At 73.9% G+C, this 24,006-nt stretch carries 22 protein-coding genes and 1 tRNA gene; 13 read left to right on the top strand and 10 right to left on the bottom strand.

The genetic code is table 11. The annotated features are described in order from the left end of the window. Position 1 precedes the first annotated feature (1 nt). The 4 genes from ACYSMR_RS16460 to ACYSMR_RS16445 form a co-directional block, all read right to left on the bottom strand. Positions 2-685: an SRPBCC domain-containing protein gene (locus tag ACYSMR_RS16460; RefSeq protein WP_461746588.1), complete on the bottom strand. Its 684-nt coding sequence runs from the start codon at positions 683-685 to the stop codon at positions 2-4. 62 nt (positions 686-747) lie between these two features. Continuing rightward, a complete protein-coding gene (gene cutA, locus ACYSMR_RS16455; protein ID WP_309125599.1) occupies positions 748-3,144 on the bottom strand; it encodes an aerobic carbon-monoxide dehydrogenase large subunit in 2,397 nt (798 codons plus the stop codon). Continuing rightward, complete coding sequence (locus ACYSMR_RS16450; protein ID WP_309125598.1) at positions 3,141-3,689, bottom strand: (2Fe-2S)-binding protein; 549 nt, start codon at positions 3,687-3,689, stop codon at positions 3,141-3,143. Before ACYSMR_RS16450 ends, cutA begins: the two co-directional genes overlap by 4 nt. Positions 3,690-3,691: 2 nt before the next feature. Then, entirely contained in the window at positions 3,692-4,567 is an 876-nt protein-coding gene (locus ACYSMR_RS16445) for an FAD binding domain-containing protein (RefSeq protein ID WP_461746585.1), read from the bottom strand. Between the two features lie 476 nt (positions 4,568-5,043). Here ACYSMR_RS16445 and ACYSMR_RS16440 point away from each other — a divergent pair, with 476 nt between their 5' ends. Genes ACYSMR_RS16440 through ACYSMR_RS16425 form a run of 4 tightly spaced genes read left to right on the top strand, consistent with a single transcriptional unit; the run spans position 5,044 to position 8,846 of the window. Then, entirely contained in the window at positions 5,044-5,706 is a 663-nt protein-coding gene (locus ACYSMR_RS16440; protein WP_251332588.1) for a nucleotidyltransferase family protein, read from the top strand. Further along, positions 5,703-6,608: an AAA family ATPase gene (locus ACYSMR_RS16435; RefSeq protein ID WP_461746583.1), complete on the top strand. Its 906-nt coding sequence runs from the start codon at positions 5,703-5,705 to the stop codon at positions 6,606-6,608. Before ACYSMR_RS16440 ends, ACYSMR_RS16435 begins: the two co-directional genes overlap by 4 nt. Beyond that, positions 6,605-7,717, top strand: a complete 1,113-nt coding sequence (locus ACYSMR_RS16430) for a vWA domain-containing protein (RefSeq protein WP_461746581.1) — start codon at positions 6,605-6,607, stop codon at positions 7,715-7,717. Before ACYSMR_RS16435 ends, ACYSMR_RS16430 begins: the two co-directional genes overlap by 4 nt. Then, on the top strand, positions 7,710-8,846 hold the full coding sequence (locus tag ACYSMR_RS16425) for an XdhC family protein (protein WP_461746579.1): 1,137 nt from the start codon (positions 7,710-7,712) through the stop codon (positions 8,844-8,846). Before ACYSMR_RS16430 ends, ACYSMR_RS16425 begins: the two co-directional genes overlap by 8 nt. Positions 8,847-9,104: 258 nt before the next feature. Here the strand turns inward: ACYSMR_RS16425 and ACYSMR_RS16420 are convergent, their stop codons facing one another. After that, on the bottom strand, positions 9,105-10,358 hold the full coding sequence (locus ACYSMR_RS16420) for a DUF3500 domain-containing protein (protein ID WP_461746577.1): 1,254 nt from the start codon (positions 10,356-10,358) through the stop codon (positions 9,105-9,107). 666 nt (positions 10,359-11,024) lie between these two features. On the opposite strand from ACYSMR_RS16420, the gene ACYSMR_RS16415 reads away from it, so the two are divergent. Together ACYSMR_RS16415 and ACYSMR_RS16410 are read left to right on the top strand one after the other, a co-directional pair. Then, the gene (locus ACYSMR_RS16415; protein ID WP_461746575.1) at positions 11,025-11,285 is read left to right on the top strand and encodes a hypothetical protein; all 261 of its coding nucleotides are present in this window, start codon (positions 11,025-11,027) and stop codon (positions 11,283-11,285) included. After that, positions 11,282-11,965, top strand: a complete 684-nt coding sequence (locus tag ACYSMR_RS16410) for an arsenate-mycothiol transferase ArsC (protein WP_461746573.1) — start codon at positions 11,282-11,284, stop codon at positions 11,963-11,965. The genes ACYSMR_RS16415 and ACYSMR_RS16410 overlap by 4 nt, the downstream gene beginning before the upstream one ends. A gap of 639 nt (positions 11,966-12,604) precedes the next feature. Here ACYSMR_RS16410 and ACYSMR_RS16405 read toward each other — a convergent pair. Together ACYSMR_RS16405 and ACYSMR_RS16400 are read right to left on the bottom strand one after the other, a co-directional pair. Beyond that, positions 12,605-13,927, bottom strand: a complete 1,323-nt coding sequence (locus tag ACYSMR_RS16405) for a serine hydrolase domain-containing protein (RefSeq protein WP_461746571.1) — start codon at positions 13,925-13,927, stop codon at positions 12,605-12,607. Between the two features lie 873 nt (positions 13,928-14,800). Next, positions 14,801-15,247 (bottom strand): hypothetical protein, encoded by a 447-nt coding sequence (locus ACYSMR_RS16400; protein ID WP_461746569.1) that lies wholly within the window; start codon positions 15,245-15,247, stop codon positions 14,801-14,803. Between the two features lie 596 nt (positions 15,248-15,843). Between ACYSMR_RS16400 and ACYSMR_RS16395 the strand changes: the two genes are divergently transcribed. Beyond that, positions 15,844-16,488, top strand: coding sequence for an NAD(P)H-binding protein (locus ACYSMR_RS16395; RefSeq protein WP_461746567.1), 645 nt, complete (start codon positions 15,844-15,846; stop codon positions 16,486-16,488). A 659-nt stretch (positions 16,489-17,147) separates the two neighbouring features. Here the strand turns inward: ACYSMR_RS16395 and ACYSMR_RS16390 are convergent. Beyond that, entirely contained in the window at positions 17,148-17,630 is a 483-nt protein-coding gene (locus tag ACYSMR_RS16390; protein WP_251332599.1) for a hypothetical protein, read from the bottom strand. A gap of 250 nt (positions 17,631-17,880) precedes the next feature. Between ACYSMR_RS16390 and ACYSMR_RS16385 the strand changes: the two genes are divergently transcribed. The 3 genes from ACYSMR_RS16385 (at position 17,881) to ACYSMR_RS16375 (ending at position 19,012) form a co-directional block, all read left to right on the top strand. Next, a complete protein-coding gene (locus ACYSMR_RS16385) occupies positions 17,881-18,237 on the top strand; it encodes a hypothetical protein (RefSeq protein ID WP_461746565.1) in 357 nt (118 codons plus the stop codon). A 174-nt stretch (positions 18,238-18,411) separates the two neighbouring features. Then, positions 18,412-18,777 (top strand): hypothetical protein, encoded by a 366-nt coding sequence (locus tag ACYSMR_RS16380; protein WP_251332601.1) that lies wholly within the window; start codon positions 18,412-18,414, stop codon positions 18,775-18,777. A gap of 158 nt (positions 18,778-18,935) precedes the next feature. Further along, a tRNA-Met gene (locus ACYSMR_RS16375) sits at positions 18,936-19,012 on the top strand. A 1,244-nt stretch (positions 19,013-20,256) separates the two neighbouring features. Here the strand turns inward: ACYSMR_RS16375 and ACYSMR_RS16370 are convergent. After that, positions 20,257-20,754 carry a potassium channel family protein gene (locus ACYSMR_RS16370; RefSeq protein ID WP_461746562.1) on the bottom strand — a complete coding sequence of 166 codons (498 nt, stop codon included), beginning with the start codon at positions 20,752-20,754 and terminating at the stop codon, positions 20,257-20,259. A 343-nt stretch (positions 20,755-21,097) separates the two neighbouring features. Between ACYSMR_RS16370 and ACYSMR_RS16365 the strand changes: the two genes are divergently transcribed. Together ACYSMR_RS16365 and ACYSMR_RS16360 are read left to right on the top strand one after the other, a co-directional pair. Beyond that, positions 21,098-21,556: a DUF3054 domain-containing protein gene (locus ACYSMR_RS16365; RefSeq protein WP_461746560.1), complete on the top strand. Its 459-nt coding sequence runs from the start codon at positions 21,098-21,100 to the stop codon at positions 21,554-21,556. Positions 21,557-21,607: 51 nt separating this feature from the next. After that, complete coding sequence (locus tag ACYSMR_RS16360) at positions 21,608-21,886, top strand: Lrp/AsnC family transcriptional regulator (RefSeq protein ID WP_461746558.1); 279 nt, start codon at positions 21,608-21,610, stop codon at positions 21,884-21,886. A gap of 133 nt (positions 21,887-22,019) precedes the next feature. Here ACYSMR_RS16360 and trpD read toward each other — a convergent pair whose 3' ends face one another. Next, entirely contained in the window at positions 22,020-23,078 is a 1,059-nt protein-coding gene (gene trpD, locus ACYSMR_RS16355; protein WP_461746556.1) for an anthranilate phosphoribosyltransferase, read from the bottom strand. Between the two features lie 244 nt (positions 23,079-23,322). On the opposite strand from trpD, the gene ctaE reads away from it, so the two are divergent. Continuing rightward, complete coding sequence (ctaE, locus tag ACYSMR_RS16350) at positions 23,323-23,961, top strand: aa3-type cytochrome oxidase subunit III (protein WP_251332606.1); 639 nt, start codon at positions 23,323-23,325, stop codon at positions 23,959-23,961. Positions 23,962-24,006 lie beyond the last annotated feature (45 nt).

Genomic DNA, 24,006 nt, shown 5'->3' with positions numbered 1-24,006 from the left:
ATCATCGCCGTGGGGTGCGCGAGCCGACAAGAACTCCGCCCAGCGCGACGAGGGCGCCGAGGAGCACTCCCGCGCCGAACTCCAGGGGCAGACCCCCGGCGGCCGGGACCCTGGCAGCAGGGCCCGCCCCGGCACGAAGCGCTCCGCCTGCCTCGGCCGGGGACCCGCCGCTTCCCGTGGTCGCGCTCGTGGCCGGGCTCGTGGTCGTCACGGATCCGGCCGTGGAGGGCGCGGGGGCGCGGCCGCCGGTGGCGAGGTCCCGGTCGATCGCGGCGAGGAACGACGCGACCATCCGCTTGCCGGCTCCGGCGAGCATTCGCTGGCCCACACCGCCGACAGGGCCGCCCACGACCGCAGCGGCCGCCCACGTGAGATCGGTGCCGCCGTCCCCGGCGTCGGCCATCCGCACGTGCACCTCGGCGGAGACCGTGCCCGGTCCGCCCGCCGCCTGCACCTCGAGCACGAACGCGTCCGGTGGCTGCTGCTCCCGGAAGGCGACCTCGCCCTCGTAGGCGCCCTTGATCGAGGCCACGCCGATGGTGGCCCGGACGGCGTAGCGGTCCTCCCCCAGCTCGGCGAGCGACTCCACCCCGGGAACGGTGCGCAGCAGGACTTCGGGGTCGTGGAACGCCGCCCATGCGGTGGCGCGGCCGGCCTGCAGGTGGGCGGTGCCGGTGATCTCCATGGCTCTCCTTCTGCGGGGTGCGGGCGGGCCCCGTTGCCGCGGGCGGGCCCGGGCCGGACAGGTCAGGTGCGGTGCAGCGAGGGCCAACGGCCGGCGGCGTGGCGTCGGCGCAGGTCCCAGAGCTCCGACGGGGAGATGGGCATCCGGGTGATCGGGAACCCCTCGGCGTCCTCGATCGCGGAGGCGATCACCGCGCTGCCCGGGATGGTCCCGGCCTCTCCGGCTCCCTTGATGCCCAGCGGGTTGAGCGGGCTGGGGGTCTCCAGGTGGGCGGTCCGGATCTCGGGGACCTCAGAGGCGAAGGGCATCAGGAAATCCATGAAGGAGGCGTTGAGCAACTGCCCGGAGGAGTCGTAGACGAGACGCTCGTAGAGGGCTCCGCCGATGCCCTGGGCCACGCCGCCGTGGACCTGTCCTTCGACGACCATCGGGTTGATCATGGGCCCGCAGTCGTGGACCACGCAGTAGCGCAGCACCCGGATGTCGGCCGACTCCGGATCGGTCTCCACGATCGCGGCGTGCATGCCCGATGCGAAGGTCGAGCGCAGCGGCGAGTAGAAGTCGGTGCCCTCCAGCCCCGGCTCCTCGTCGTCGGCGATCGGGGGACGGGTCGTGTCGGCCCGGCCCCCGAACTGGGTCGCCGCCCGCGCGCTGTCGTCGAACGCGTAGCGCAGGGGGTTGGAGAGCACCGCGACCATGGCCAGGGGGATCTGCGCCTGCGGGTCGCCCTTGACGCGCACGATCCCCTCGACGAGCTCCAGGTCGACCGGGTCCGCTTCGAGGGCGCGCCCGGCGACCCGCAGGGCCTTCTCCTTCACCCTGCGCGCGGCCAGGTGCACCGCGTTGCCGCTCATCACCGCCCCCCGGGAGCCCCAGGTGCCCACCGAGTAGGACATCTGCCGGGTGTCGCCGGTCGTGACGCGCACCGTGTCGATCGGCACACCCAGCTCGTCGGCGACGACCTGGGCGAGGACCGTCTCGTGCCCCTGCCCCTGGGTGGTGAGTCCCGTGGACACGTGGATCCGCCCGGAGGTGTCGATCTCGATGTGCCCGCCCTCGTAGGGGCCCGCGCCGGTGCTCTCCACGTAGCAGGCGATGCCCAGGCCCACCCGGCGGCCCTGCGCCCGGGCCCGGGCCCGGTACTTCTGGAAGTCGTCCCAGCCGACCAGGTCCTTGAGCTCGTCCAGGCAGGCGGGATAGTCCCCGGAGTCGTAGACCCCCTCACGCCCGTCCTGCATGAGCAGCCCGAGGGGGTGGGGGAACTCGCGCACGAAGTTCACCAGCCGCACCTCGGCGCGGTCCTTCCCGAGGGCGTCGGCGATCGCGTCCATGGTGCGCTCCATCATGAACACGCCCTGGGGACGCCCCGCCCCGCGGTAGGGGGTCACGATCACGGTGTTGGTGTACAGCGACCAGAACTCGACCCGGTAGTGGGGGATATCGTAGGGGCCGAGGAGGTGGGTGGAGGTGTTCAGCGGGCAGATCACCCCGTAGGGCAGGTAGGCGCCGTTGTCGTGCCAGAACTCCACGTCCAGGCCGAGCACCCGCCCGTCGTCGTCGAACCCGACGCGGACCGTCTGCAGCTGCTGACGCTCGTGGGCGGAGCCGATGAAGTGCTCCCGGCGGTCCTCGGTCCACTTCACCGGGGCCTGCAGCCTGCATGCCGCGGCGGCCACGCAGATGTCCTCCGGCCAGGGATGGTTGATCTTCACGCCGAAGCCGCCGCCGACGTCGGGGGCGATGACCTCGACCCGGGCCAGGGGCAGGCCGAGCTTCGCGGCGAGCGCCGCGCGGGTGCCCGTGGAGGTCTGGGTGGAGGCGTGTACCCGCAGCCGTCCGTCCTCGGCGTCCCAGCGGGCGAGGATGCCCCGGCCCTCCAGGGGCATCGACGCGCTGCGCTCCATGTCCAGGTGCAGTTCCAGGACGTGGGGGGCTGCCTCGATCTGGGCGGGCGCGTTCCCGACCTGCTGGACGAGGTGGGCTGCGACGTTGCCGGGGGCCTGTTCGTGCACGAGGTGGGCGGCGTCGCGGGCGGTGGCCACCCCGACCACGGGCTCACGGTGCGCGTAGGCGACCCGGATCCGCTGGGCGGCGTCCTCGGCGAGGTACCGGTTGGTGGCCACGACCATGGCGATGGGCTCCCCGACGTGGTTGACCTCGTCCTTGGCCAGGGCGCGGCCGGTCACGGGGTGCTCGATCGAGGGGTGCGGCAGGAGCATGGGCAGCGGTTCGGCGGCCGGTCCCGGGAGGTCCTCCCAGGTCCACACGGCGACGATCCCGTCGATGTCCAGGGCACCGGAGACGTCCACGTCGAGCACGCGGGCGTGGGCGTGGGGGCTGCGGACGAAGGCGGCTTCCAGGGCTCCGGCGCCGAGGTCGTCGAGGTAGTGGCCGTGGCCGGTGACGAGGCGGGGGTCCTCGCGGCGCGTGATGGGGGCGCCGAACATGCGGGTGGTCACGACGGCTCCTCGGTGGTGCGCGCGCCGCGCCGCAGGTGCGCGGCCCGGCGGACGGCGTGGACGATGTTCTGGTAGCCGGTGCAGCGGCAGAGGTTGCCGGAGACCGCCGTGCGGGCCTCCTCCGGGGTGGGATCGGGGTTCTCGTCGAGGTAGGCGTGCACCGTGGTGATGAGCCCGGGGGTGCAGAAGCCGCACTGCAGCCCGTGGCAGTCGATGAACGCCTGCTGGACGGGTGAGGGGTGCTGCGGGTCGTGGCCGATCCCCTCGACGGTGGTCACCTCGTGGCCCTCGGCGGAGGCGGCGAGGACCAAGCAGGAGCGCACCGGCTGCCCGTCGAGCAGCACGGTGCAGGCGCCGCAGACGCCGTGCTCGCAGCCGACGTGGGTGCCGGTGAGCCCGACGTCGTGGCGCAGCGCGTCCGAGAGCAGGCGCCGGTGCGGGAGGTCGAGGCGGTGCTCGAGGCCGTTGACCCGCAGGGACACCGGGCGGAGAGGCTCGGGTGCGGCCCCGGTGGACCAGCCCTGCGGGTGGGGAGGGGTGCTCATGGTCAGGTGTCCTCTCCGGGCAGGGCCGTCAGCTCGGTGAACAGCCGGCGGGTCAGCACTGCGGTCAGGTGCCGCCGGTAGTCGGCGGTGGCGTGGATGTCGTCCTGCGGCACGACGAACGCCTCGGCCAGGGCTGCGACGTCGGCGGCGGCCCGGGCGGCCTGCGCCACCGGGAGGCCGGCCACGGCGTCGTCGAGAGTGAGCACGCACGGGGTGTCGGTGACCGAGACGAACCCTGCCCGGGCACCGGTGAGCATCCCGTCGGCGACCTCCAGGACCAGGCCCACACCCGCCAGTGCGTAGTCGCCGGAGCGGCGGGCGTATTCGGCGAACCCGGCCCGCGCGCGGTCGGGCAGCCGCCCGAAGGCGGCCTCGACGAGGATCTCGTCCTGGGCGAGGGAGGTCTCGAGCGGACCGAGGAACAGCTCGCTCGCCGGCACCGTGCGCTCTCCGCGCACGGAGCGCACGCGGACCCGCCCGTCGGTCAGGGCCAGGATCATCGGCATCTCCCCGTTGGGATCGGCGTGGGCCACGGAACCGACGGTGGTGCCGCGGGAGCGGATCGCCGGGTGCCCCACGTGGGCCAGGGCCCGGCGCAGGAGGGGTTGGGCGCCGTGGGCCGGTCCGCTGCGCTCCAGCACCCGGTGGGTGACGAGGGCGCCCACCAGGACGTCGTGGTCCGTCACGTCGATCCGGTCCAGGCCCGGCAGACGGGTGAGGTCCACGACGTGCTCCGGGGTGGCCAGCCGCATGTTGAGCAACGGGATGAGGCTCTGGCCGCCGGCGAGGACCTTCGCCGCAGGGTCCAGCTCGTGGAGCAGGCCCACGGCCTCCTCGAGGCTGTCGGGGGCGTGGTAGGTGAAGGGCGCGGGCTTCACGGCCCGTCCGATCCGTGGGCGGCGCCCCTCCCGGCACGCCCGGCCCGCGCGCACGGGTCGGCGGCGGGTCCGCCGCGGGCTGCGGGACGGCCGTGCGGCCGTCGCCGGGACGCTTCCCTCCGGATGCCCATCTCGTGCTCCTTCGCGCGGGAGACCCTCGCAGGCATCGGCCGGCCGGTCGGTGGGATCGGGTGCGCGCCGATGCGCCGAGCGAGGTGATGAGCGCAACACTAAGGAGTGCACCGCACGACCGCCATCATCGGTGCTTGATGACAGGGCGACGGACCGCCCACGGGGGCACGCACCCGCAGGAGGAAGCGCCGGGGGCGGGCCGGCGCACCGGCCGGCCCGCCGGCCCACGACCACCGGGCCGGCACCCCCGTGCTCGCGGCTGCCGTCCCCGTTTCCGGCGTCGCACAGGGTGCTCGTCGAGATCGGCCACCCCATGTGGCCGGCGCCGGGGGCACAATGCCACCATGACCGCTCTTCCGTCCCCGCCCCGCGACCAGCCCGGCTGCGCCGGGCTGCTCCTGGCGGCCGGCGCCGGCCGCCGGCTGGGCACACCGAAGGCGCTGCTGCGCGGGCCCGACGGGCGGGCACGGGTGCAGGTCGTCGTGGACCAGCTGCGCCGGGCCGGCTGCGAGCCGGTGCACGTCGTCGTCGGGGCCGCACCCACGGAGGTCGCCGCCCTCGTGACCGGGGCCGTGATCGTGCCGGCCCCCGATTGGGCCGAGGGCCTCGGCGCCTCGCTGCGGGCCGGGCTGCGCTCGCTGGAGCCCACCGCCGCCGACGCCGTTCTGATCATGCTGGTCGACCTGCCCGGTGTCGGCGAGGCGGCCATGCGCCGGGTGCTGGCCGCGGGAACCGCCTCCGGGAACCCGGCCGCCACGGCCAAGGTGCGAGCCCACTGGCGCCGGGAGCCCGGTCACCCGGTGCTGCTCGGGCGGGCGCACTGGCCCGCCGCGCTCGGCACCGCCCACGGGGACCGCGGGGCGCGCGCCCTCCTCTCCGGCTCCGGTACCACGGGCGTGGAGTGCTCCGACCTCGGTGACGGCCACGACGTCGACGTGCCCCAGGACGCGGTGCGAGCACGACTGCGCCCGCCCGAGGCCCTCCCCCCGGACGAGGACCGGCCGTGACCGCCCTGCCCGACGACCCCGTCGCCCTCCAGGAAGCCCTGGGCGCCCACGGCTACCTGACCGACACCGCCCTGGCCACCACCGCCTGGCTCGCGTGCCGCCTGGAACGGCCCCTGCTGTGCGAAGGAGCCCCGGGTGTGGGCAAGACCGCCCTGGCCGCCGCCCTGGCCGCTGTGCTCGAGGGCCCGTTGATCCGCCTGCAGTGCTACGAGGGGATCGACGCGACGCAGGCGCTCTACGACTGGGACTTCCCACGGCAGGTCCTGCACCTGCGCGCGCTGGAAGCCGGTGGGCGCACGGACCTCGAGGCGGCCGAGACGGATCTGTACCGGCGCCGCTTCCTGCTCGCCCGGCCGGTTCTCCAGGCCCTGGAGGCCTCCCTCCCGCAGCGGCGAGCGGTGCTGCTCGTCGACGAGGTGGACCGCGCCGACGACGAGTTCGAGGCCTTGCTGCTCGAGGTCCTCTCGGAATGGGCCGTCAGCGTGCCCGAGCTGGGCCGGGTCGTGGCGCAGGCCCCGCCCGTCGTCGTCGTCACGTCCAACCGCACCCGGGAGCTGCACGACGCGCTGACCCGCCGCTGCCTCTACCACTGGTTCGAGCTGCCCGACCTGGAGCGCGAGCGCGCGATCGTGCGCCGCCACGTCCCTGACGCCTCCGACGCCCTGACGGCCTCGGTGCTGGCGGCCGCGGCCCGGCTGCGCTCCCTCGACCTGGTCAGACCGCCGGGGGTCGCCGAGACCCTCGACTGGGTCCGGGCCCTGGTGCGCCTCGGCGTGGACGAGCTCGACGAGGCCGCGGCCCACCTGACCCTGGGCACCGTCGTGAAGGAGCGCGAGGACCTGCTGACCGTCCGGGACGCCGGGCCGCTTCCCGGTGGCGCCCCGCCGAGGAGCATCCGGTGAACTACGTGGACCTGGTCGTGGGCCTCGGGCGGGAGCTGCGCCGGGCGGGTGTGGACGCCGGGCCCGAGCAGACGCGCACGCTCGTGCGCGCACTGGCCCTGCTGGACCCCCTCGACCGGGAGCAGGTGCGCGCCGCCAGCCGCGCCTGCTGCTGCACCTCCCCCGCGCAGGTCCAGGTGCACGACCGGGTCTTCGACGCCTTCTTCCGCGCCGGGCCCGGCCACCCCGGGGCCACCACGGTCCTCGAGCAGGCTTCCGGCAGCCCTGACGGGCGCTCGGGGGACGACGGCACGGACCCGGGCATGCGCTCCCCGGCGTCCGCGTCGCGCACCGAACGGCTGTCCCGCACCGATCTGGCCCGTCCCGGCCCGGAGCGGGAGGCGGCACTGGCCCTCGTGGACGTCCTGCGGCTGAGCCCACCCGTGCGCCGGTCCGCCCGGCGCAGCCGCGCCTCCCGCGGCGGCGTGGACCGCCGCCGCAGCGCCCGCGCGCTGCTGCGCGCCGGTGGGGAGCCCTCGCCGCTGCACCACCGCCGGCGTCGCCGCCGGCCCCGGCGGATCGTCGTGGTCGTCGACGTGTCCGGGTCCATGCACCGCCACCACGACCTGGCGCTGCGTCTCGCCCGCCGCCTGGTGCGGGAACCCGGGCCCTGTGAGGCCTTCACCGCCGGCACCCGGCTGACCCGGGTCACCGGGCTCCTGCGCGGACCCTGGCCGACGGTGCGCGCCCGGATCGGCCGGCAGGTCCCCGACCTGGCCGGAGGCACTCGGCTGGGGGACGCGCTCGCCGACCTCGTGGACGACTGGGGCCGCCGAGGACCGCTGCGCGGGGCCGTGGTGGTCGTCGTCTCCGACGGGTGGGAGACCGGCTCGACGGCCCGCCTGGCCCGTCAGGCCGCCCGGCTCCACCGGCTGGCCCACCGCTTCATCTGGGTGAACCCGCGCGCCGGCCGCGAGCAGTTCCGGCCGGACACCGCCGGGATGCGCGCCGTCGCCCCGTTTCTCGACCACCTCGTGGGCGGGCCCACGGTGGCCCACCTGCAGGAGGCACTCGATGCGATCGGCGCCGCCCGGCTCCCGGTCCGGGCGCAGCAGGTCCGCCGTGCGTGACGTGGCCGTGATGCTCGAGCGGTGGCTGGGCGAGGGACGCCGGTTCGCGCTGGCCACCATCGCCCGGACCTGGTCCTCCGCCCCCCGGCCCGCGGGCGCCATGATGGCGGTCGATGAGGACGGACAGGTCCTCGGCAGCCTCTCCGGCGGGTGCGTGGAGGGCGCTGTGCACGAGCTCGCCCTGGAGGTCCTCGCCGACGGGGCCGCCCGCGCCGCCCACTACGGCATCAGCGGACAGGACGCGCTGGCGGTCGGCCTGACCTGCGGTGGTCACCTCGACGTCCTGGTCCGGCTCGTGGATCCCGCCGCGGAGGACAGCGCGGTGCTCCGCGGCGCCCTGCGGGCACTCACCGAGGAGCGTCCGGCCGCCCTCGCCGTGCGCGTGGCCACCGGCACCGGGGCCGTGCCCGCCGGCGAGCCCCTGGGCCGGTGGATGCTGGTGGACTCGGCAGCCAGCATCGGCAGCATCGGGCCCGCCCGCCTGGACGAGGCCGTCGTCGCCGACGCCCGGGGCCGGCTGGGCACCGGGCGCAGCGACGTCATCGGCTACGGCCCGGACGGCGGACGGCTGGGCAGCGGCGTGGAGGTACTCGTCGTCGCCCTGGCCCCGCGTCCCCGGTTCCTCGTCTTCGGGGCCATCGACTACGCCCGGGCACTGGCCGCCGTGGCCTCCTTCGTCGGCTACGCCGTGACCGTCTGCGACGCCCGGGCGGTGTTCGCCACCCCTGCCCGGTTCCCGGAGGCCGACGAGGTCGTGGACCGGTGGCCGCACCAGTACCTGGCCGGGGAGATCGAGGCCGGGCGCATCGACTCCTCCACGGTTCTCGCCGTGCTCACCCACGACCCCAAGTTCGACGTGCCGCTGCTGGAGGTGGCGCTGCGCTGTGACGCCGGCTACATCGGGGCCATGGGCTCGCGCCGCACGAACACCGAGCGCGAGCGCCGGTTGCGCGACCGCGGGATGAGTTCGGCGGAGCTCGCCCGGTTGCACGCTCCCATCGGCCTGGACCTGGGGGCCCGCACCCCCGAGGCCACCGCCGTGTCCATCATGGCCGAAGTGATCCAGCACAGCGGCGGCGGCAGCGGGCGGCCGCTGCGGGAGATCTCCGGCCCGGTCCACCCGCCGTGAGCGCGCCGACCGCCCAGCACAGCGTTCACCCGCCCCGGAGGGGCGGCCCGGGGTGCCGGTTCGGCAGGTCCCGCACCCGTGCGGGGCGGGGCGGGGGCGGCTCCCGGGCGACGGCGACCCCGGGGCCTGCTCGCCGTCGCCCGGGAGCCGGTGACGGGCGAAGCCGGGACCGGGCGTCGACGGTCTGCGGTGAGGCCGCTCCGGCCGGGCGGCGGCACCGGCCGCCGGCCGAAGTGACAGCGCAGGTCACGGCGCAGGTCACGGCGCCGGGGCCGTCCCGCCGCCGGGGCCGCCCATGCCGGTGGCCTCCTGCTGGGTGACGGCCCCGGCGTAGTCGTCGGCCGGGTCACGGTAGATGGTGTGGATGTGCCCCCATCCCCCGGTGGTGACCCCGGACACGTCGGCGCCGGCCGAGCCCTGCTGGTTGGAGAACTCGAGGTAGACGTCCGGACCCGAGATCTGGAAGTAGATGCCCTCCCCGGTGCTCATGTCGTAACTGGTAGCTCCGGACCAGTTCACGTACGTCTCGTCCAGGCTCGCCTCGATCCTGGCCAGCTCCTCGGCGGTGGTCTGCTCATCGGCCAGGCCCACCCACTGGGCGATGACGTCGAGCAGCAGCTGCTTCTGCTCCTGGGTCAGCTCAGACCCGGCCAGACCCGTGCCCGTGGGGTAGGAGCAGGTGCCACCGGGGGCGCAGACGAGGTTGGAGACCTCCTCGCCCTGGTACAGGGCCGCCTGCTGGTCCTCGTCGAGGCTGTCGTAGAAGGTGAAGGCCGTCTCGTACATCCCGGCCAGGGGTTGCACCTCGTTGCCCTGCCCGTCGGTGTAGACCGCCGGCTGGGAGCCCAGGTGGGTGGGGGCGAAGGTGACCGAGCCCTCCGTCCCGTCGAGGGTGGCGTTGATCCCGAGGTGGTGGCCGCCGAACTGCACCTCCCAGGCGCTGGTGTCGGAGGGGTCGCCGAAGAAGGCGATGTAGTACTGGCCCAGCGACTCCTCGGTGCTGGTGGAGTTCTCGTGCAGGTACTGGTCCCCGCCCATGATGTCGGTGACGGTCCGGTACCCCTCGTCGCTGAGCAGCGCCTCGAGCACCTCCAGGGCGGCGGCCTGCTGCTGATCGGTGAGCTCCGCCAGGTTCAGCCCGGCCCGGTCGACGAAGGTGACGGGGAAGTTCGACCAGGAGGTGGTCCTGGTCTCGTCGTCGTAGGCGTGGAGCAGGGCCTCGCGCTGCTCCTCCGACAGGGTCGCCAGGAACTGCTCGGCCGCGGCGGCCGTGGCGGCGACGGTCTCCTCGGTGGTCCCTCCGGCCCCCGTGGACGGGGTGCTCTCCGAACCCGCCGAGGCCGGCGCTGTGGCCGAGACCGAGGTCGGGGCCGAGGTGGTGGCCGATGCCGTTCCTCCCGTGGCGAGGGCCTCCTCCGCCTGGGGGCTGCATCCGGTGAGCGCGGCCAGGGCCAGGCTCACAGCGGCTGCGGTGGAGACGAAGCGGGCAGAACGGGAACGGGGGGAGATCATGGGCTGCTCCTTGCGGGATCGACGGGGGTGTCGACCCGTAAGCTACGGCCTGCCCGCTGAGCATCCACTGAACGAAGCCGGAACACTGCCGTCGGCCCACGAGCCGGTCGCTCCGGAGGCGCCACGGGCTGCCGGGCTGCGGCAGGCCCCGGGCGCCCCGATGGAGGGGGGCCCGGGGCCTGCCGGGGTCGTGGGTGGCCCGGCTGGCCGGTCCTCCGGCATCGATACGCCGCAGCGCGTTCCGGGTCCGGTGATCGGCGATGCCCCGCCCGCCTCCCCCGAGATCCTTGCCGGCAGCCCCGCTGCGCAGTGGCGCGGCGAAGGCCGGCATGTTGCGCGGCGAGCGTCGCAGGCGGTCCGGCGTGGTGGGAACCGCTGGGCCGCCCTACCGGCCGCGGCGAGTGCTTCGTCGACCTGCGGACGCGGGCACGTGCTCCCGACACTCCGCGGTTCGCGCGGGGGTCATCACGCCGCACCTCCGCGACCGCTTCACGGGCGGTGGAGGACAGAAGGTCGATGGACGGGTGGGTGCCCGGGCATCGGCACCGTGTACACCCGGTGGCCGTGCACCGGCCACCGGGGCGTCATCAGGCCCGGCCAGACTGGAGCTGTGCCCGGGAGCCGGGGATCTTCCGGGGATCGACGTCGAGATGAGGGGTGCCCGCCATGAGCGACCACGCGACGACCACAGCGATTCCACCTGTTCAGGACCTGACGCAGATCCGTCCCGGGGACCACCTCGAAGCCTGGAGCCAGGCAGTGGTGCGCCACCGGGGGATCGTGGAGGAGGCCGCCCCGGGTCTGGGAGCGGTCTGGATCCGGGAGTCCGGCATCGGTGAGCGCAGGATGCTCGCCAGCGACACGTTCGAGTTGCGCGCCCCTTGGAACCCCGTGTCTGCCGACGGCGACGGTGAGGAGTTGTCATGAGTGAGCAGAGCGCCGAGCCCGGCGATCCGCGGGTTCCGCGCGGGACCGCTGAACCGCCGGCGGCCCGCTGCACCGGGGTGTTCTTCCCGCAACTGGTCGGACGCTGCGTGGCCGAGGCCCGTGCAGCCCTGGCGCGCACCGCCCGGATCCAGACCTCCCCGGGGCCGATGTCCCTGCACGCGGCCGGGGACCGGCTGCGCGTCCTGGCCCGCGCCAAGGGCCGCCGCTCCGCACCGGTGCGGCAGGTGCTGTTCGTGGACGCCCACGACACCGGCCCGGCCCAGATCGCCGCCGGTCTGCTGACCCATCATGCCGGGGCCGCCGTCGTGGCTCGCTCCGCCGGAGTGCGCCCGGGGGCGGCAGTGGACCCCTTCGCGGTGGAGGTCCTGGCCCAGCACGGGATCGAACCGGCCACGGTCACGCCCCGGCTGCTCACCGAGGACCTCGTGCGGGCTGCCGACTGGGTCATCACCGTCGGTCCGCAGGATCCGGGTCCGATGCCCTCAGCACCTCCCGCCCGGACCTGGCTGGTCGGGGGTTCCGGTCCGTCCCTGGTCGCTGCTCTGGACGGCCGGGTCCAGGGCCTGTGGGCGGAGATACGGACGTCACCCAGGCGGGAGGAAGAGCTCCGGGTCCGCGGGGTGCCCGACGAGCCGGCCGCTGACACCTCCGGGTCGTGACATGGGCATGTCCCGGGCGGCGAGCGCGGGGGCGCGGAGGCGCTGCACTCCCCCGGGACGGACGAGTGGCCCACGTGCGCCCCGACGTCGTCCGGCCCGTTCCTGAATACCGCTGACGTCGAGGACGCCGTCAGGTCCACCGCGCTCGTCGCCCGGCTGCTCCCGGCCCACGGCATCCGGATCCGCGGCTCCCCGGTCACGGTCAGCGGCGACCCCGCCGCCCACCGGCCGCTGCGGGACGCCCGCACCGAGCCGGCCCTCGGCGGGAGGCGCAACGACCGCAGCGGCGTCGACGGGCCGTCGAGCCCCGGACGGTCCGGTGTGCCGAATGCCACGGTCCGCGTGTTGGTGGTGCCCGCCGGCGCCACCGTCCATGGTGGGAAGCAGAGGATGCACCGGGGTCCGCCGGGGGCGGGGGCCGCCTCCAGCCGCCCGGCGCACCCGGTGGCGCGCAGCACCTGCCGCCCCGGGGCAGCAGGTGCTGCGGTCGCAGGTCCACCGTGCCGGCACCGGGGCCGCCGCACGGACCACCTCTCGGGCAGTCACCGCTTCGACCTCGCGGTGGCTGCCCGAGGGGCTGTCCCGGCTGTTCGAACCCGGAGCCCGACGAGCCGGCCGACGAGGCCTCCTGCGAGGTGGTCAGCGCTCTGGGTTGGGCGTGAAGGTGTGTCCCAGGGCGGTGGAGACCTCGGCGAAGATCCGGGTGGCCGGCGAGGAGCAGGGCAGGGTCTTCGGGTCATCGGCCAGCACCGGGGACTCGGGGCAGTTCCCGGAGGCGATGTCGCTGTTGGCCTGCACGACCACGGTGGTGTCGGTGGTGGTGTCGTAGTAGACGGTGGTGTTGTAGCCGGGCAGCTCCCCGGTGTGCCCGACCCAGCCGTCGATGCATCCGAAGCCCAGCCCGTAGCCCCTGTCTGCGGGCTGGAAGGAGGTGAGACGTTCCCGCTGGGCCTCCTCGCCCAGCAGCCCGTGGCCGGTGCCCAGCGCCCGGCCGAAGACCAGCAGGTCGCCCATGTCCGAGATCAGGTCCCCGGCGGTGAAGCTCCAGGAGGGGTTCCAGTGCGTGGCGTCGGCCGGGGCCTGCGGGGTCGCAGTGTTCCCCTGGAGGGTGAAGCCCTGCGCGTACGGTTCGGGCAACGCGGGGGAGTTCCCGGGCCAGACGGTCTCCTCCAGCTCCAGCGGGGCGAAGATCTGCTCCTCCAGCACGTCCCCGACCGACTCGCCGGTGACCTGCTCGATCACCAGCCCCAGCAGGATGTAGTTGGTGTTGGAGTAGTCGAACTGCTCCCCTGGGGCGAACAGGGGGGATTCGGAGATCCCGGCGGCGAGCAGCTCCTGGGGGGTGAAGACCGTCTCGGGGGCGGCGAAGAAACGATCCGTGAACGCGGTGCTGCGCGTGTAGCTGGCGATGCCGCTGGTCATGTCCGCCACCTGGCGCAGCGTGATCCGATCCCCGTTGGGAATGCCCGGCACGTAGTCCCCGATGGGGTCCTCGAGGGAGAGCCTGCCCTCCTCGGCCAGCTGCAGCACCAGCGTGGCGGTGAAGGGCTTGGTGACCGACCCGACGCGGGTGTGCACACCGACCTCCATCGGCTCCCCGGTCGCTGGATCGGCCACCCCGTAGGCGGCCGTCCAGGTGCCCTCCGGGGACGAGACCCCGACGACCGCACCGGACGCGGACGCCTGCGCGAACGAGTCCCGGGCGGCGGCGTCCAGCTTCTGCGTGAGCTCCTCGGGCAAGGGCTCGGCCATCTGCGAGGACGGCTCGCGGGTGACGACGTCGTCGACGTCGCTCACACAGCTCTGCCCAGCACCTGCCGAGGTCGCTGGGGCAGGGGCCGCCGCCGCGGCACCGGCCGGGGAGGACGGGGCGCTGCCGGCGCACCCGCTGGCCCCGAGCAGGAGCACCGTCGCCGTGGTGGCGACGAGCACGTGACGTGTGGATCGTGTCGGTGATGACATCTGCGTTTCCTTCTCGGTCGGCGCAGAACACCCCTGGGGGCTTCTCCGCCCGGGAGACAGTGCTTCGGACTCGGTCGTCGTGGACGACGATGTCGATCCCCTGCGCCCCGCTCCACCGCGAAGGAACATTCCCGCAGCACGCACAGGCGCTGAGATCGATGAGATGACGGGCCGATCCATGGCCCTCGCACCACGCACCGGCCCCCGAGGACTCGGCGGTCGGGCGGTGGCCCCAGCCTAGGACCTCCTCCGAGCCGGGGCGGAGAAACCGGCCAGGATCGTTATCCGACCGCCGAAGATGTCGCCCCCCGGGCACCCCCCAGGAACGCGCGTCCAGGACCCCACGCGCCCAGCGAGGAGCGGGCCAGGAACGGGCGACGCCACTGCCGCGCTCCGGCACCCCGCCGACCGGTGGGCCGCTCCGACCCAGGCTGGGAACCGGAGCCGCTCGGCCGGGGCGCCGGTGCGCTGCGCGCTGTGCGCAGCCCTGCCGGCTGCGCCCGGTGCGGCCGTGCGGCCGCACCGGGGAGTCGTCGCGGTGGTGGAGGTACTCGTGGCCGTGCTCGTCCTTCCCCACGTCGAAGTGCTCCTGCACCTGCGGGCACCACGCGGGGGCCTGCTCGGCCTGCGGGGCTCCCGCCGGATCCTGCCGGCTGGGCGGGCAGGGACCATGGACCTACACGGCGATCCCGTTCAGCTCGTCCAGGACGTAGTGGTGGGACGACGGCGTGTCCGCCGGGGCTGTGGCACGACGTGCGCGGTCCACAGCCCCGCCACCGGATCGGCCGGTTCCTCGACGGGGTCGCCGTCTGCGGCCCGGGCGGAGATCCGCGTCCGGGCGCCGGCGCCGGCCGGGCCGGCCGCGGGGAGCCTTCAGCCTCGGGGGGTGCGCAGGTCCTCGAGGTGCTCGGCCTTGAGCTTGCGGTAGTGGACCATGAGGTCGGCCGGGGTGTAGGTGGCAGTGGCGGTCACCGGTGTGCCGGGGTGGCCGTGCTCGGCCAGGATCCGCTGCAGCGCAGGCTCGTGCTGGGCGAGGATCACCTGGTTGAAGTAGCCGTGGTGGAGCAGCGCCGCGATCCCGCCGGCGTAGCCCCAGGTCGGGGAGCCCTCGGCCATCGGTGCGTGAGGGTCCCCCCAGTCGGCAGGCCCGCCGGTGGAGGCCAGCTCGGAGGCGAGCATGTTCTTCAGCACCTCGTCGCGGAAGGACAGGGAGAGCTCGGCGACCTCGTCGACGATCTCGAACCGGTCCACCCGCACCCCGGCTCCGGGGTGGGTCTCGACCACGCCCTTGACGGCCTGCAGGATCTCGGGGGTGGTCATCGTCGTCTCGCTTCCTGAAGGGGGGGAGAAGCCCGGTCGATGCATAAACATCAGCGTACTGGCTACTCAGGAGTCACTATTTGCCCGTGCTGTCCCCACAAGGGCCCACGCACGTCGTAGCCCGCGGAGCTCGCGGCGAGGCCGCACCGGCCCACGACCTCGGTCCCGTGACGAGCGGGGGCCCCGTCCCGTCGACGAGGGCGGGCACCGGCTTCGGGCCATCAGGCGCCGCAGCGGTGGACTCCAGGACCCGCGAGGCCCTGCCGGAGACACCGGCCGGCCGCACAGTGGCACCGTCCCGGCGCCGACTCGTCCACCGGGGAGCTGCGGAACGAGCCGGCTCGCCCGGAGCGCCGGCTCTCTGCGGACACGGCCGGGACCGTTCCCGTGCGGCGGTGTCCGCACATGCCTGCCTCCCGGCGGCACTGCGGGGTGCTCCCGGGACCCTCCCGGTGACCGGACCGCCGAACCGGCCGGTCCCCGGCACGGCTCCGTCGACGGTCCGAAGACAGCACGCCCGCGCTATGGCATTTCGATCGCAAATCCGATGGTCTACTCTTCGGGGGACATGTCCATGCACGAGGATCGGGGGACGGATGAAGGTCACCGTGTTCGGGGCGACCCATCCCATCGGCCAGGAGCTGGTCGAGGACCTGCTGTTCCGCGGCTACGAGGTCACCGTCTTCCTGCACGACCCCACGCCGGTGCCGGCCGCCTGGGGACGGGAGGTGGCGACGGTGATCGGTCGGATCACCGACCCCGCGGCCGTCGACACCGCGGTGGAAGGCGCCGAGGCGGTGATCAGCACCCTGGATCCCCGCCTGCGGCCCCACTCCCGCAGGCTGTCCCTGGCGGAGGGCACCGGTCACATCGTGGCCAGCATGCACCGCCACGGGATCCGCCGCTACATCGGCCACGGCACCCCGGTGGTCAGCCTGTGTCCCCGGGAGAGGCCCACCACCCACATCAAGGTCCACCGGTTCCTCGCCCGCCGCTTCGCCCCCCACGCCTACCGGCAGATGCAGGAGATGATGCAGGTGGTCGCCGGCTCCGGACTCGACTGGACGATCGTGCGCTTCATGCACGCCACCGGCGGCAGCGCCCGGGGCCTGAAGTACGTGGGGTTCTTCGGCCCCGGCGAGGTGGGCGCCTCGGCCACCGCCGCCGACATCGCCCGGTTCACCACCACCCAGGTCCTGGAGACCACCTACATCCGCGAAGCTCCCGCCGTCAGCAACTGAAGACCCGCGCCGGCCGCAGTCAGCGACACCGTGCACGAGCACGCTCCGTCGCACCGGTGGAGCCAGGGGCGCACCGGCCGCCCGCCCGCAGGTGATCCGCGTGGACGGAGCGCTCTACCACGGAGGGCCGTGACCGGGGCCAACGGCCCACGCCCACACCGGGTGCCGCCCCGAGGTCTCCTGGGTCATGGGCCCTCCTGCACAGGCGCGTGCCGCCTGCTGCCCGAGCGCGAGGAGTTCCCGGTGCCGGCAACGCGGGGGCTGCCGCCCCACGCACCCGGACCGACCGGGCGAGGAGGACGCCGAGCACGGCGAGGCCCTCGAAGGGCGTCCGACCGACGAAAGGCCAGGACACACGACAGGGGGACCAGAACCCCCACGGGCCCGGTCCCCCTGCCACGGGATGCATCACACCCCGCCTGCGCACGCTTCTCAAGCTGCATCCCAGTATCCCCGATGGAGCCCACTGTCCGAAAGCCCCTCAAGCCCTCAGAAGCCCCGCACAGCACCGGCCCGCTCCATCCCCCAGCGGACTCGGTCTCCCGTGCCCGGCCCGGACGCCGGCTGAGCACGCGGCGGCGACCTCGAGCGCGTCGGGCACGAAGCGGCGAGCGCCGCAGGCGGTGGCCATGCGGCCCCGGTGTGCGCCGCGCCGGGGGCTACTCCTCACTGGTTTCCACGAGGGCCCAGGAGGCGGAGACCATCGCGTCGAGGAACCAGTCGAGGGTCTCGGTGGTGGGGGCCAGGTCGTAGAAGTGCATTTCCATCTGGACGGTGGGCAGCCCGGAGAGGTCGAGCAGGACCTCCATCGCGCCGCCGGGGGCGGGCGGTTCGGGAGCGTGGACGTGGACGGTGACCTGCAGGGGGACGGTCTCCAGCAGGTGGTCCTCCCGGTGGGTGGCTTCGGCCACGGCCAGCGCCTGGGCGTACAGGGCCGAGCCGGTGGGAACGGGGCCGGTGTTCTCGGGCCAGCCGATGTAGACGGCCGCCGCGCGCTCCCCGGTCCGCACCGCGCGCAGCCGATGGACGTGGGGGCGGTGGGCGGACAGCTTCGACTTCTTCAGGAAGCGCCCCGGCACCGGCACGGGATGCTCGGGCTGGGCCTCCGGGTCGGGGGCCGGGTCGGGAGTCGGCTCGCTCATGCCTCCAGTCTGCCCCGGGATCAGCCGCTGGTGGAGGCTTTCTGCGCGGCAAGGCCCGGCGGTGAGGATCGTCGGCGGCCCCGCGGAGACGGGCAGGCCCCCTCGCCCCCGTGGACGGCGTCGTCCCCACCGGGGAGTCCGCTCGCCGGCCTGCGCCCACCGGCGGGGGACGGCGCCGCAGTGGTGTCGGTCACCTCGCGCGCGTGGCACGCGCCCACCGGTCCACCGGTCGGCTCGTAGACTGATCGGCATGAGCGCGGTGAAGCTGGTGGACCCGGACTTCTACGTCCGGCGGACCGGTGCCGACCCGGAGCTTCGCGAGTGCTTCGTGGACTCCACCCACGTCTTCGAGGACGAGAGGACCGCCCGGATCCACCAGGCGGTCCTCGCGGCGGAGATGGACCCCGCCGAGGTGGTCGCCGAGCTCAGGATCCAGCGCGTCCCGGGAGGTGAGCACCTGGGGGCGGTCGGGTGGAAGCTGTCCGGGTGGGAGCTGCTGCCCGCGGCCGAGCTGCGCCGGCAGGTGGCCGCCCTGCATCGGGTCGTCGAGCGGCTGGGCATGGCGCCGGCAGCGGCCCCCGTGCCGCACTACGACGCGGTGGAGTGAAGCACGGGGCAACGGGACACGGCGGAGGAAGGAGCACGGGACCCTCCCCTCCTCCCGCTGCAGGGAGCGGGCCGGGACGGGGAGCATGACCCCCGACGACCCAGGCGTCGTCACACCGGGACGGCGGACGTAATGCCCGGTGGCGGTGAGAGATCGGGGATCTAGACTCCCGTCATGTGCGCTGAGCTGCTCCTGGATCCCGGCTTCTACGTCCGGCCGCTGCCCGGTACCGGGCCGAGCGGTCACCTGGCCACCGTGTGCTCCACCCTGGTCTTCGAGGCGTTCGAGGACGCCCTGCACCACCTCGACCAGCTGAGCATGCACCTGGAACCCGAGCACGCGGTCGTCGGCATCGAGCCGCGTCCGGTGCGGGCGCACGTGCCCGGGACCGTGTCGCCGAACCGCCCCATCGGGCACCGTCTCGTCAGCCGGGACGCGGCCGATCCGGCGGCCATCGCCCGGCAGGTGGCAGCGCTGAAGGCGGCCGTGGCCTGCCTGGGGATGACCGGCGTCGACACCCTGGACCCGTTGACGCCCTGAACGGCGTCGGACGGGCTCGTCGGGGGAGTCCGACCTGCTTCTCGGCGAACACCCCCGGCCCCGAGTCCGCACGGCGTCCGGGCCGTGGCAGCCACGTCCGCGGTGGCGGTGCCCGATGTGCATTTTGGGTCCCGCCCCCCGTATAGTCGGACCGTCGCCGCGGGGTGGAGCAGTTCGGTAGCTCGCTGGGCTCATAACCCAGAGGTCGCAAGTTCAAATCTTGCCCCCGCAACCACAGCAGGACCCCTGGACCGTGAAGGTCCAGGGGGCCTTGCGCTGTCCTGGCACGCACCAGGGCGTCCCCGGCGACCGGCAATCCCGGTGGGCTTCCTCCGCCCGCACCGGCCCGATCGGCCGGCCAGACGGCTGATCCGCTGACCACCGCCATGAGGCGAGCCTCCCGGCCGGCGGGCGAGCATGCCCTGCCACCCCCGGACCGGAGGACCACTGCGCAGCACGGAGGGCACCACGGGCACCGCACCCGCGAGCGCGGGCACCGCCCGGATCAGGCTCCACAGCGGAGGCGGCTGGCCCCCGACGGCCCCGGGGCGATCGCCACGAGCGCGGACGAGGACGGACCTGGAGGAGGAGGGTCCTGCCGGAGAATCAGCGCAGGGCTCCGGTGACCAGCACCTCGTCGTCCTCCGGGCGCTCATGGTCCACGAGGCGGGCCCGTGCCGGTCGCACGGGAAGGATCAGCACCTCGTCGTCCTCCGGGCGCTCCCTGGGGGCTCGGCCGTGGACCACCACCGCGGGCAGCGCCGGGACCCAGCCCCCCGCCTCGGCACGGACCGGCCCGGCGGGCCACATCCGCCCCAGGCGATCCGCGCCCCGGGATCGTGTCAGCGGCGGCGCACTCCGATCGGCCCGCCCGCCGGCCTGGACGGCTGCTTCCCCTCGGCCCCGCACGGACCAGGCGTCTGCCCCCATGGAATTGCTGCTCATCGTGATCTCCTTCGCTGTCGCCACCGCCGGTCGGCACCTTTGCCCACCGGGGTTCTCCCACCCCGTGCCCGGACCGTCAGGGCGGACAGCCCTGACAGGGCCCCTGCGCAGGGAGCGCACCACTCCGGGCAGGACCCGCGGTGCGGTGACCTGTCACCGGACCCGGCCCGGACGGCCAGGGGAGCCGGGACGTCGTCGTCCGGACCCACCGCCCACCCCCGCCACGAACCGACACCCCATCGGGGACGACCGGCGGCAAGCCCGGGAGTGAGGTGTCCCACAGGGCTTCCCACAGCATGACCGGCCCTGCACCTCATCTCAAACCCTCCCCGACCATCAACGTCATCAACCCACCCCGGGCCGGCACCACGGGCGGTGAAGGCCCCCTTCTCGAGCCGACCCCGGGGACCCCACCGCCCGGCCGGGCGGCCGACGAATCTGCGTGTCGTGCGCCCGCGACGGTCACGACCCGCCCGAGGACGCGGCTCAGCGAGGACGCGGCTCAGCGAGGACGCGGCTCAGCGAGGACGCGGCTCAGCGAGGACGCGGGGGTCTCCAGGAGGCGGAGCCGACGCGGGGCTCGCCGCGCTGGGCCTGTTCGCGGTCCAGGGCGTGCTGGGCGTGGGCCAGCTGGTGCTCGGCGTGGGCGAGGTCGCCGTAGGCGGCCAGGGTGCGCGGGTCCTCTCCCAGCACGCTGCGGTGAAGGGCCTCGCTCATCGCGCTCTGGTAGCGAGCGTGAGCGGTCTGCACCGCGTCGTGGGCCTGGCCGTGGCGCTGCTCGGCGTCGGTGAACAGGTGCGGCTCGGGCAGCACGTTCTTGATCAGCAGCGTCGCGACCACGAGGTTGAGCACCCACGACGACGCTATGGCGTAGATCGTCAGCAGCATCGAGGCCACCGAGGACGGCAGCACGTCCCCGAATCCGGTGGTGGAGCCGGTCACGGCCGACCAGTAGAGCCCGACCAGCCAGTTGTCATCCGGTTCCAGAGCCGCGAAGACCAGCCCGCACGCGGCGAGATTGATCCAGAACACGACCAGGGCCGGCACCACCTCACGGCGGATGCCGGGCCAGGCGCGGCGGGCATGACTCAGGACAGTGGCTGCGGCATCCGCAGCAGAAGACGTAGCAGGCATGCTCCAGTGTCCCCGGACGCCGCCCTGTTCCGGCGCCAACCGACGCCGTTTCCCGGCCTCCGGTGCCTCGGGCAGAACCACCGCGGCAGCGGACTACCGCCTGCCCCCTCCCGTGGATCGCTGAACCTGGACGTGAGAGTTCAGGCACGGGTCTCGACCCTGACTTCCACGTCGATGCTTTTCGGGATGGTCGGTGGATCCTCGCGGGTGGCCCTGGAACGGCGAGCACTAGACTGCGTCCATGCGCACCGTGGCCAGCTCCCCACCTCCTGCCCGGGCACGCCTGCGGCACCGGCCGGTCCCCTGGGCCGTGCCCCTGGTCCTCGACCTCGCCCTGATCCTGGTCTTTGCCGCGCTGGGACGCCGCACCCACGCCCCTGACGCCCCGGCCCTGGAGCTGACGGGCCTGCTGGGCACCGCCTGGCCCTTCCTGGTCGGTCTGGCCGCCGGCTGGGCGGTCTGGCGCGTGCACCGCGCCCCCGTCGCCGTGTGGCCCCGGGGCGTGGCCCTGTGGCTGACCACCGTGGCCGTGGGGATGGCCCTGCGGGGCGTGACGGGGGCGGGCACCGCGCCGAGCTTCGTGCTCGTCACCCTGGTCGTCCTGGCGGTCTTCCTGCTGGTCCCCCGCACCGTCACCGGGCTCCTCGTGCGGCGGGGCACTCCCCGGGCCGCCGGGCCGAGCGGCCGCCGAGCCCGCTGACCGATCCGTCCCACTGGTCCACCACCGGACCCCTGTCCCGAGAGGCGCCCCATGCTCACCGCCATCGTCCTGATCAAGACCACTGCCGACCGCATCCCCGAGGTCGCCGAGCAAGTCTCCGACATCCCCGGGATCAGCGAGGTCTACTCGGTGACCGGGGAATGGGACCTCATCGCGATCGTGCGGGTGCACGAGCACGAGGACCTCGCCGACGTCATCGCCGACCGCCTCTCCAAGGTCCCCGGCGTCGAGGAGACCAACACCAACATCGCCTTCCGCACCTACAGCAAGCACGACCTCGACGCCGCCTTCTCCCTCGGCATCGAGTAGCCGCACGGTCCTGCCCGTGCCCCGCACGCACGAGGGCGAGGGCCGGTGGGCCCGGGTGCTCGCCGGTCCGCGTCCTCGTCGTTGCGGACCCGGCCCCGGCGGCGGTACGGGTCAGCGGTGGGTCAGGGCCCGGTCAGCCGCGGGTGTGCACGATCCAGCGGTCCAGCACCCCCCGGGCCGCGCCGCTGTCGATGGACTCCTCCGCCCGCCGGATCGCAGCCGCCATCCGCTCCTCCAGAGAGCCCTGGGCCACCGGGTCGAAGGCGACCAGGCCGGCTGCGGCGTTGAGCACCACGGCGTTGCGGATGTGCCCCGCCTCCCCCGCCAGCACCTGTTCCACCACGCGGGCGTTGTACCGGGCGTCCCGACCTCGCAGATCCTCGATGTCGGCCCGGCCCATGCCGAAGTCGAGCGGTTCGAACTCGTGCTCCTCGACCTTCCCGCCGCGCACCTCCCAGACCGCGGACGGAGCGGTGACCGTGAGCTCGTCCAGCCCGTCCTGCCCACGGAACACCAGCGCCCGGTCCCCCCGCGCCGCGAACACCCCGGCCAGCAGCGGTGCCAGCACCGGGTCCGCCACCCCGATCGCCGAGGCCGCCACCCGCGCGGGGTTGGTGAGGGGGCCCAGGAAGTTGAACGCCGTAGCGACGCGCAGCTGCTTCCGTACCGCGGCGGCGAAGCGCATCGACGGGTGGAACGTCTGCGCGAACAAGAACGTGATGCCCACCTGCGCCGCGGCGGACTCGACCATCTCCACCGGCAGGTCCAGCCGGACCCCCAGGGCCTCCAGCACATCGGCGGAGCCCGACTTCGACGACGAGGCCCGGTTCCCGTGCTTGACCACCTGCACCCCGGCCCCTGCACAGACGAGCGCCGCCATCGTGGAGATGTTCACGCTCCCCAGCCGATCTCCCCCGGTGCCCACGATGTCCAGCGCCGGACCGGCCACGTCCACCGGACGGGCGTTGCGGACCATGGCGTCCGCGAGCCCGGTGAGCTCCTCCACCGTCTCCCCCTTGGCCCGCAGCGCCACCAGGAAGCCGGCGATCACCACGTCAGGCACCTCCCCCGACATGATCGTGTCCATGGCCCAGTAGGCCTGGTCACGGGTCAGGTCCGTGCCCCCGATCAGCGCGGTGATCAGATCGGGCCACTCGAAGTGCGGCGCGGTCGCCGAGGTCGTCGTGTTCACGCCCCCGATCGTATCCCCCGGCGCCGCGGGAGCGCTCCGCGCCCGACCGTGCCCGCCGGGCCCGCCCTGTCGCACACATCACACCTCGCCCGGAGCTCCCCCGGCGGGGCGGGCGGTCGCGCCGATCCGCCCCGCGAGCCCGCCGGACGGGCAGGTCGAGGGCCGTCCGGCGCGTCGTGACCCGCGAACCGCCCGAACCCGGCCGTGGTTGGTCCACCGGGAGTTTTGGCGACATAATGTCTCTGTGACGACTGCAACCCATACCCCAGCCAAGCCGGCAGGCGGGTCGATCAATCGGCCCAACCTCACCTCCGTGGGCACCATCGTGTGGCTCGCTTCCGAGCTGATGTTCTTTGCCGCCCTCTTCGCGATGTACTTCACCCTCCGCTCGACCTCTCCGGAGCTCTGGGCGCAGGAGTCCGCCAAGCTGAACATCCCGCTGGCGCTGGTGAACACCATCGTCCTCGTGCTCAGCTCCGTGACCTGCCAGTTCGGCGTCTTCGCGGCGGAGCGCCTCCAGGCGCGCCGCACGGGCGGGCTGTTCCAGTTCACCCGGTGGGGCGTCGTCGAGTGGTTCGCGCTGACGTTCCTCATGGGCGCCTTCTTCGTGGCGGTGCAGGCCTACGAGTACGCCGAGCTGATCGGCCACGGCGTCAGCATCCCGGCCCACGCGTACGGCTCCGCCTTCTACATCACCACGGGCTTCCACGCCCTGCACGTGTCCGCAGGCCTGATCGCCTTCCTGTGCATCATGGGACGCGCGTTCGTCGCCAAGCGTTTCGGGCACTACGAGGCCACCTCGGCGATCGTCGTGTCCTACTACTGGCACTTCGTGGACGTCGTCTGGATCGTCCTCTTCCTCGTGGTCTACTTCCTCAAGTAGTCCACGTCGTCCCGGGGACGCCCCCAGCAAACCAACGCAGCACCG

The organism is Kocuria sp. U4B, from assembly GCF_054875615.1.
The sequence above is the reverse complement of the archived record's forward strand: the minus strand, read 5'-3'. Positions and strand labels throughout refer to the sequence as shown.

Coding starts and splice junctions, on each gene's coding strand:
- ACYSMR_RS16460 (WP_461746588.1), bottom strand. CDS start 685: ATGGAGATCACCGGCACCGCCCACCTGCAGGCCGGCCGCGCCACCGCA.
- ACYSMR_RS16450 (WP_309125598.1), bottom strand. CDS start 3,689: ATGAGCACCCCTCCCCACCCGCAGGGCTGGTCCACCGGGGCCGCACCC.
- ACYSMR_RS16440 (WP_251332588.1), top strand. CDS start 5,044: ATGACCGCTCTTCCGTCCCCGCCCCGCGACCAGCCCGGCTGCGCCGGG.
- ACYSMR_RS16420 (WP_461746577.1), bottom strand. CDS start 10,358: ATGATCTCCCCCCGTTCCCGTTCTGCCCGCTTCGTCTCCACCGCAGCC.
- ACYSMR_RS16415 (WP_461746575.1), top strand. CDS start 11,025: ATGAGCGACCACGCGACGACCACAGCGATTCCACCTGTTCAGGACCTG.
- ACYSMR_RS16410 (WP_461746573.1), top strand. CDS start 11,282: ATGAGTGAGCAGAGCGCCGAGCCCGGCGATCCGCGGGTTCCGCGCGGG.
- ACYSMR_RS16405 (WP_461746571.1), bottom strand. CDS start 13,927: ATGTCATCACCGACACGATCCACACGTCACGTGCTCGTCGCCACCACG.
- ACYSMR_RS16400 (WP_461746569.1), bottom strand. CDS start 15,247: ATGACCACCCCCGAGATCCTGCAGGCCGTCAAGGGCGTGGTCGAGACC.
- ACYSMR_RS16395 (WP_461746567.1), top strand. CDS start 15,844: ATGAAGGTCACCGTGTTCGGGGCGACCCATCCCATCGGCCAGGAGCTG.
- ACYSMR_RS16390 (WP_251332599.1), bottom strand. CDS start 17,630: ATGAGCGAGCCGACTCCCGACCCGGCCCCCGACCCGGAGGCCCAGCCC.
- ACYSMR_RS16385 (WP_461746565.1), top strand. CDS start 17,881: ATGAGCGCGGTGAAGCTGGTGGACCCGGACTTCTACGTCCGGCGGACC.
- ACYSMR_RS16380 (WP_251332601.1), top strand. CDS start 18,412: ATGTGCGCTGAGCTGCTCCTGGATCCCGGCTTCTACGTCCGGCCGCTG.
- ACYSMR_RS16365 (WP_461746560.1), top strand. CDS start 21,098: ATGCGCACCGTGGCCAGCTCCCCACCTCCTGCCCGGGCACGCCTGCGG.
- ACYSMR_RS16360 (WP_461746558.1), top strand. CDS start 21,608: ATGCTCACCGCCATCGTCCTGATCAAGACCACTGCCGACCGCATCCCC.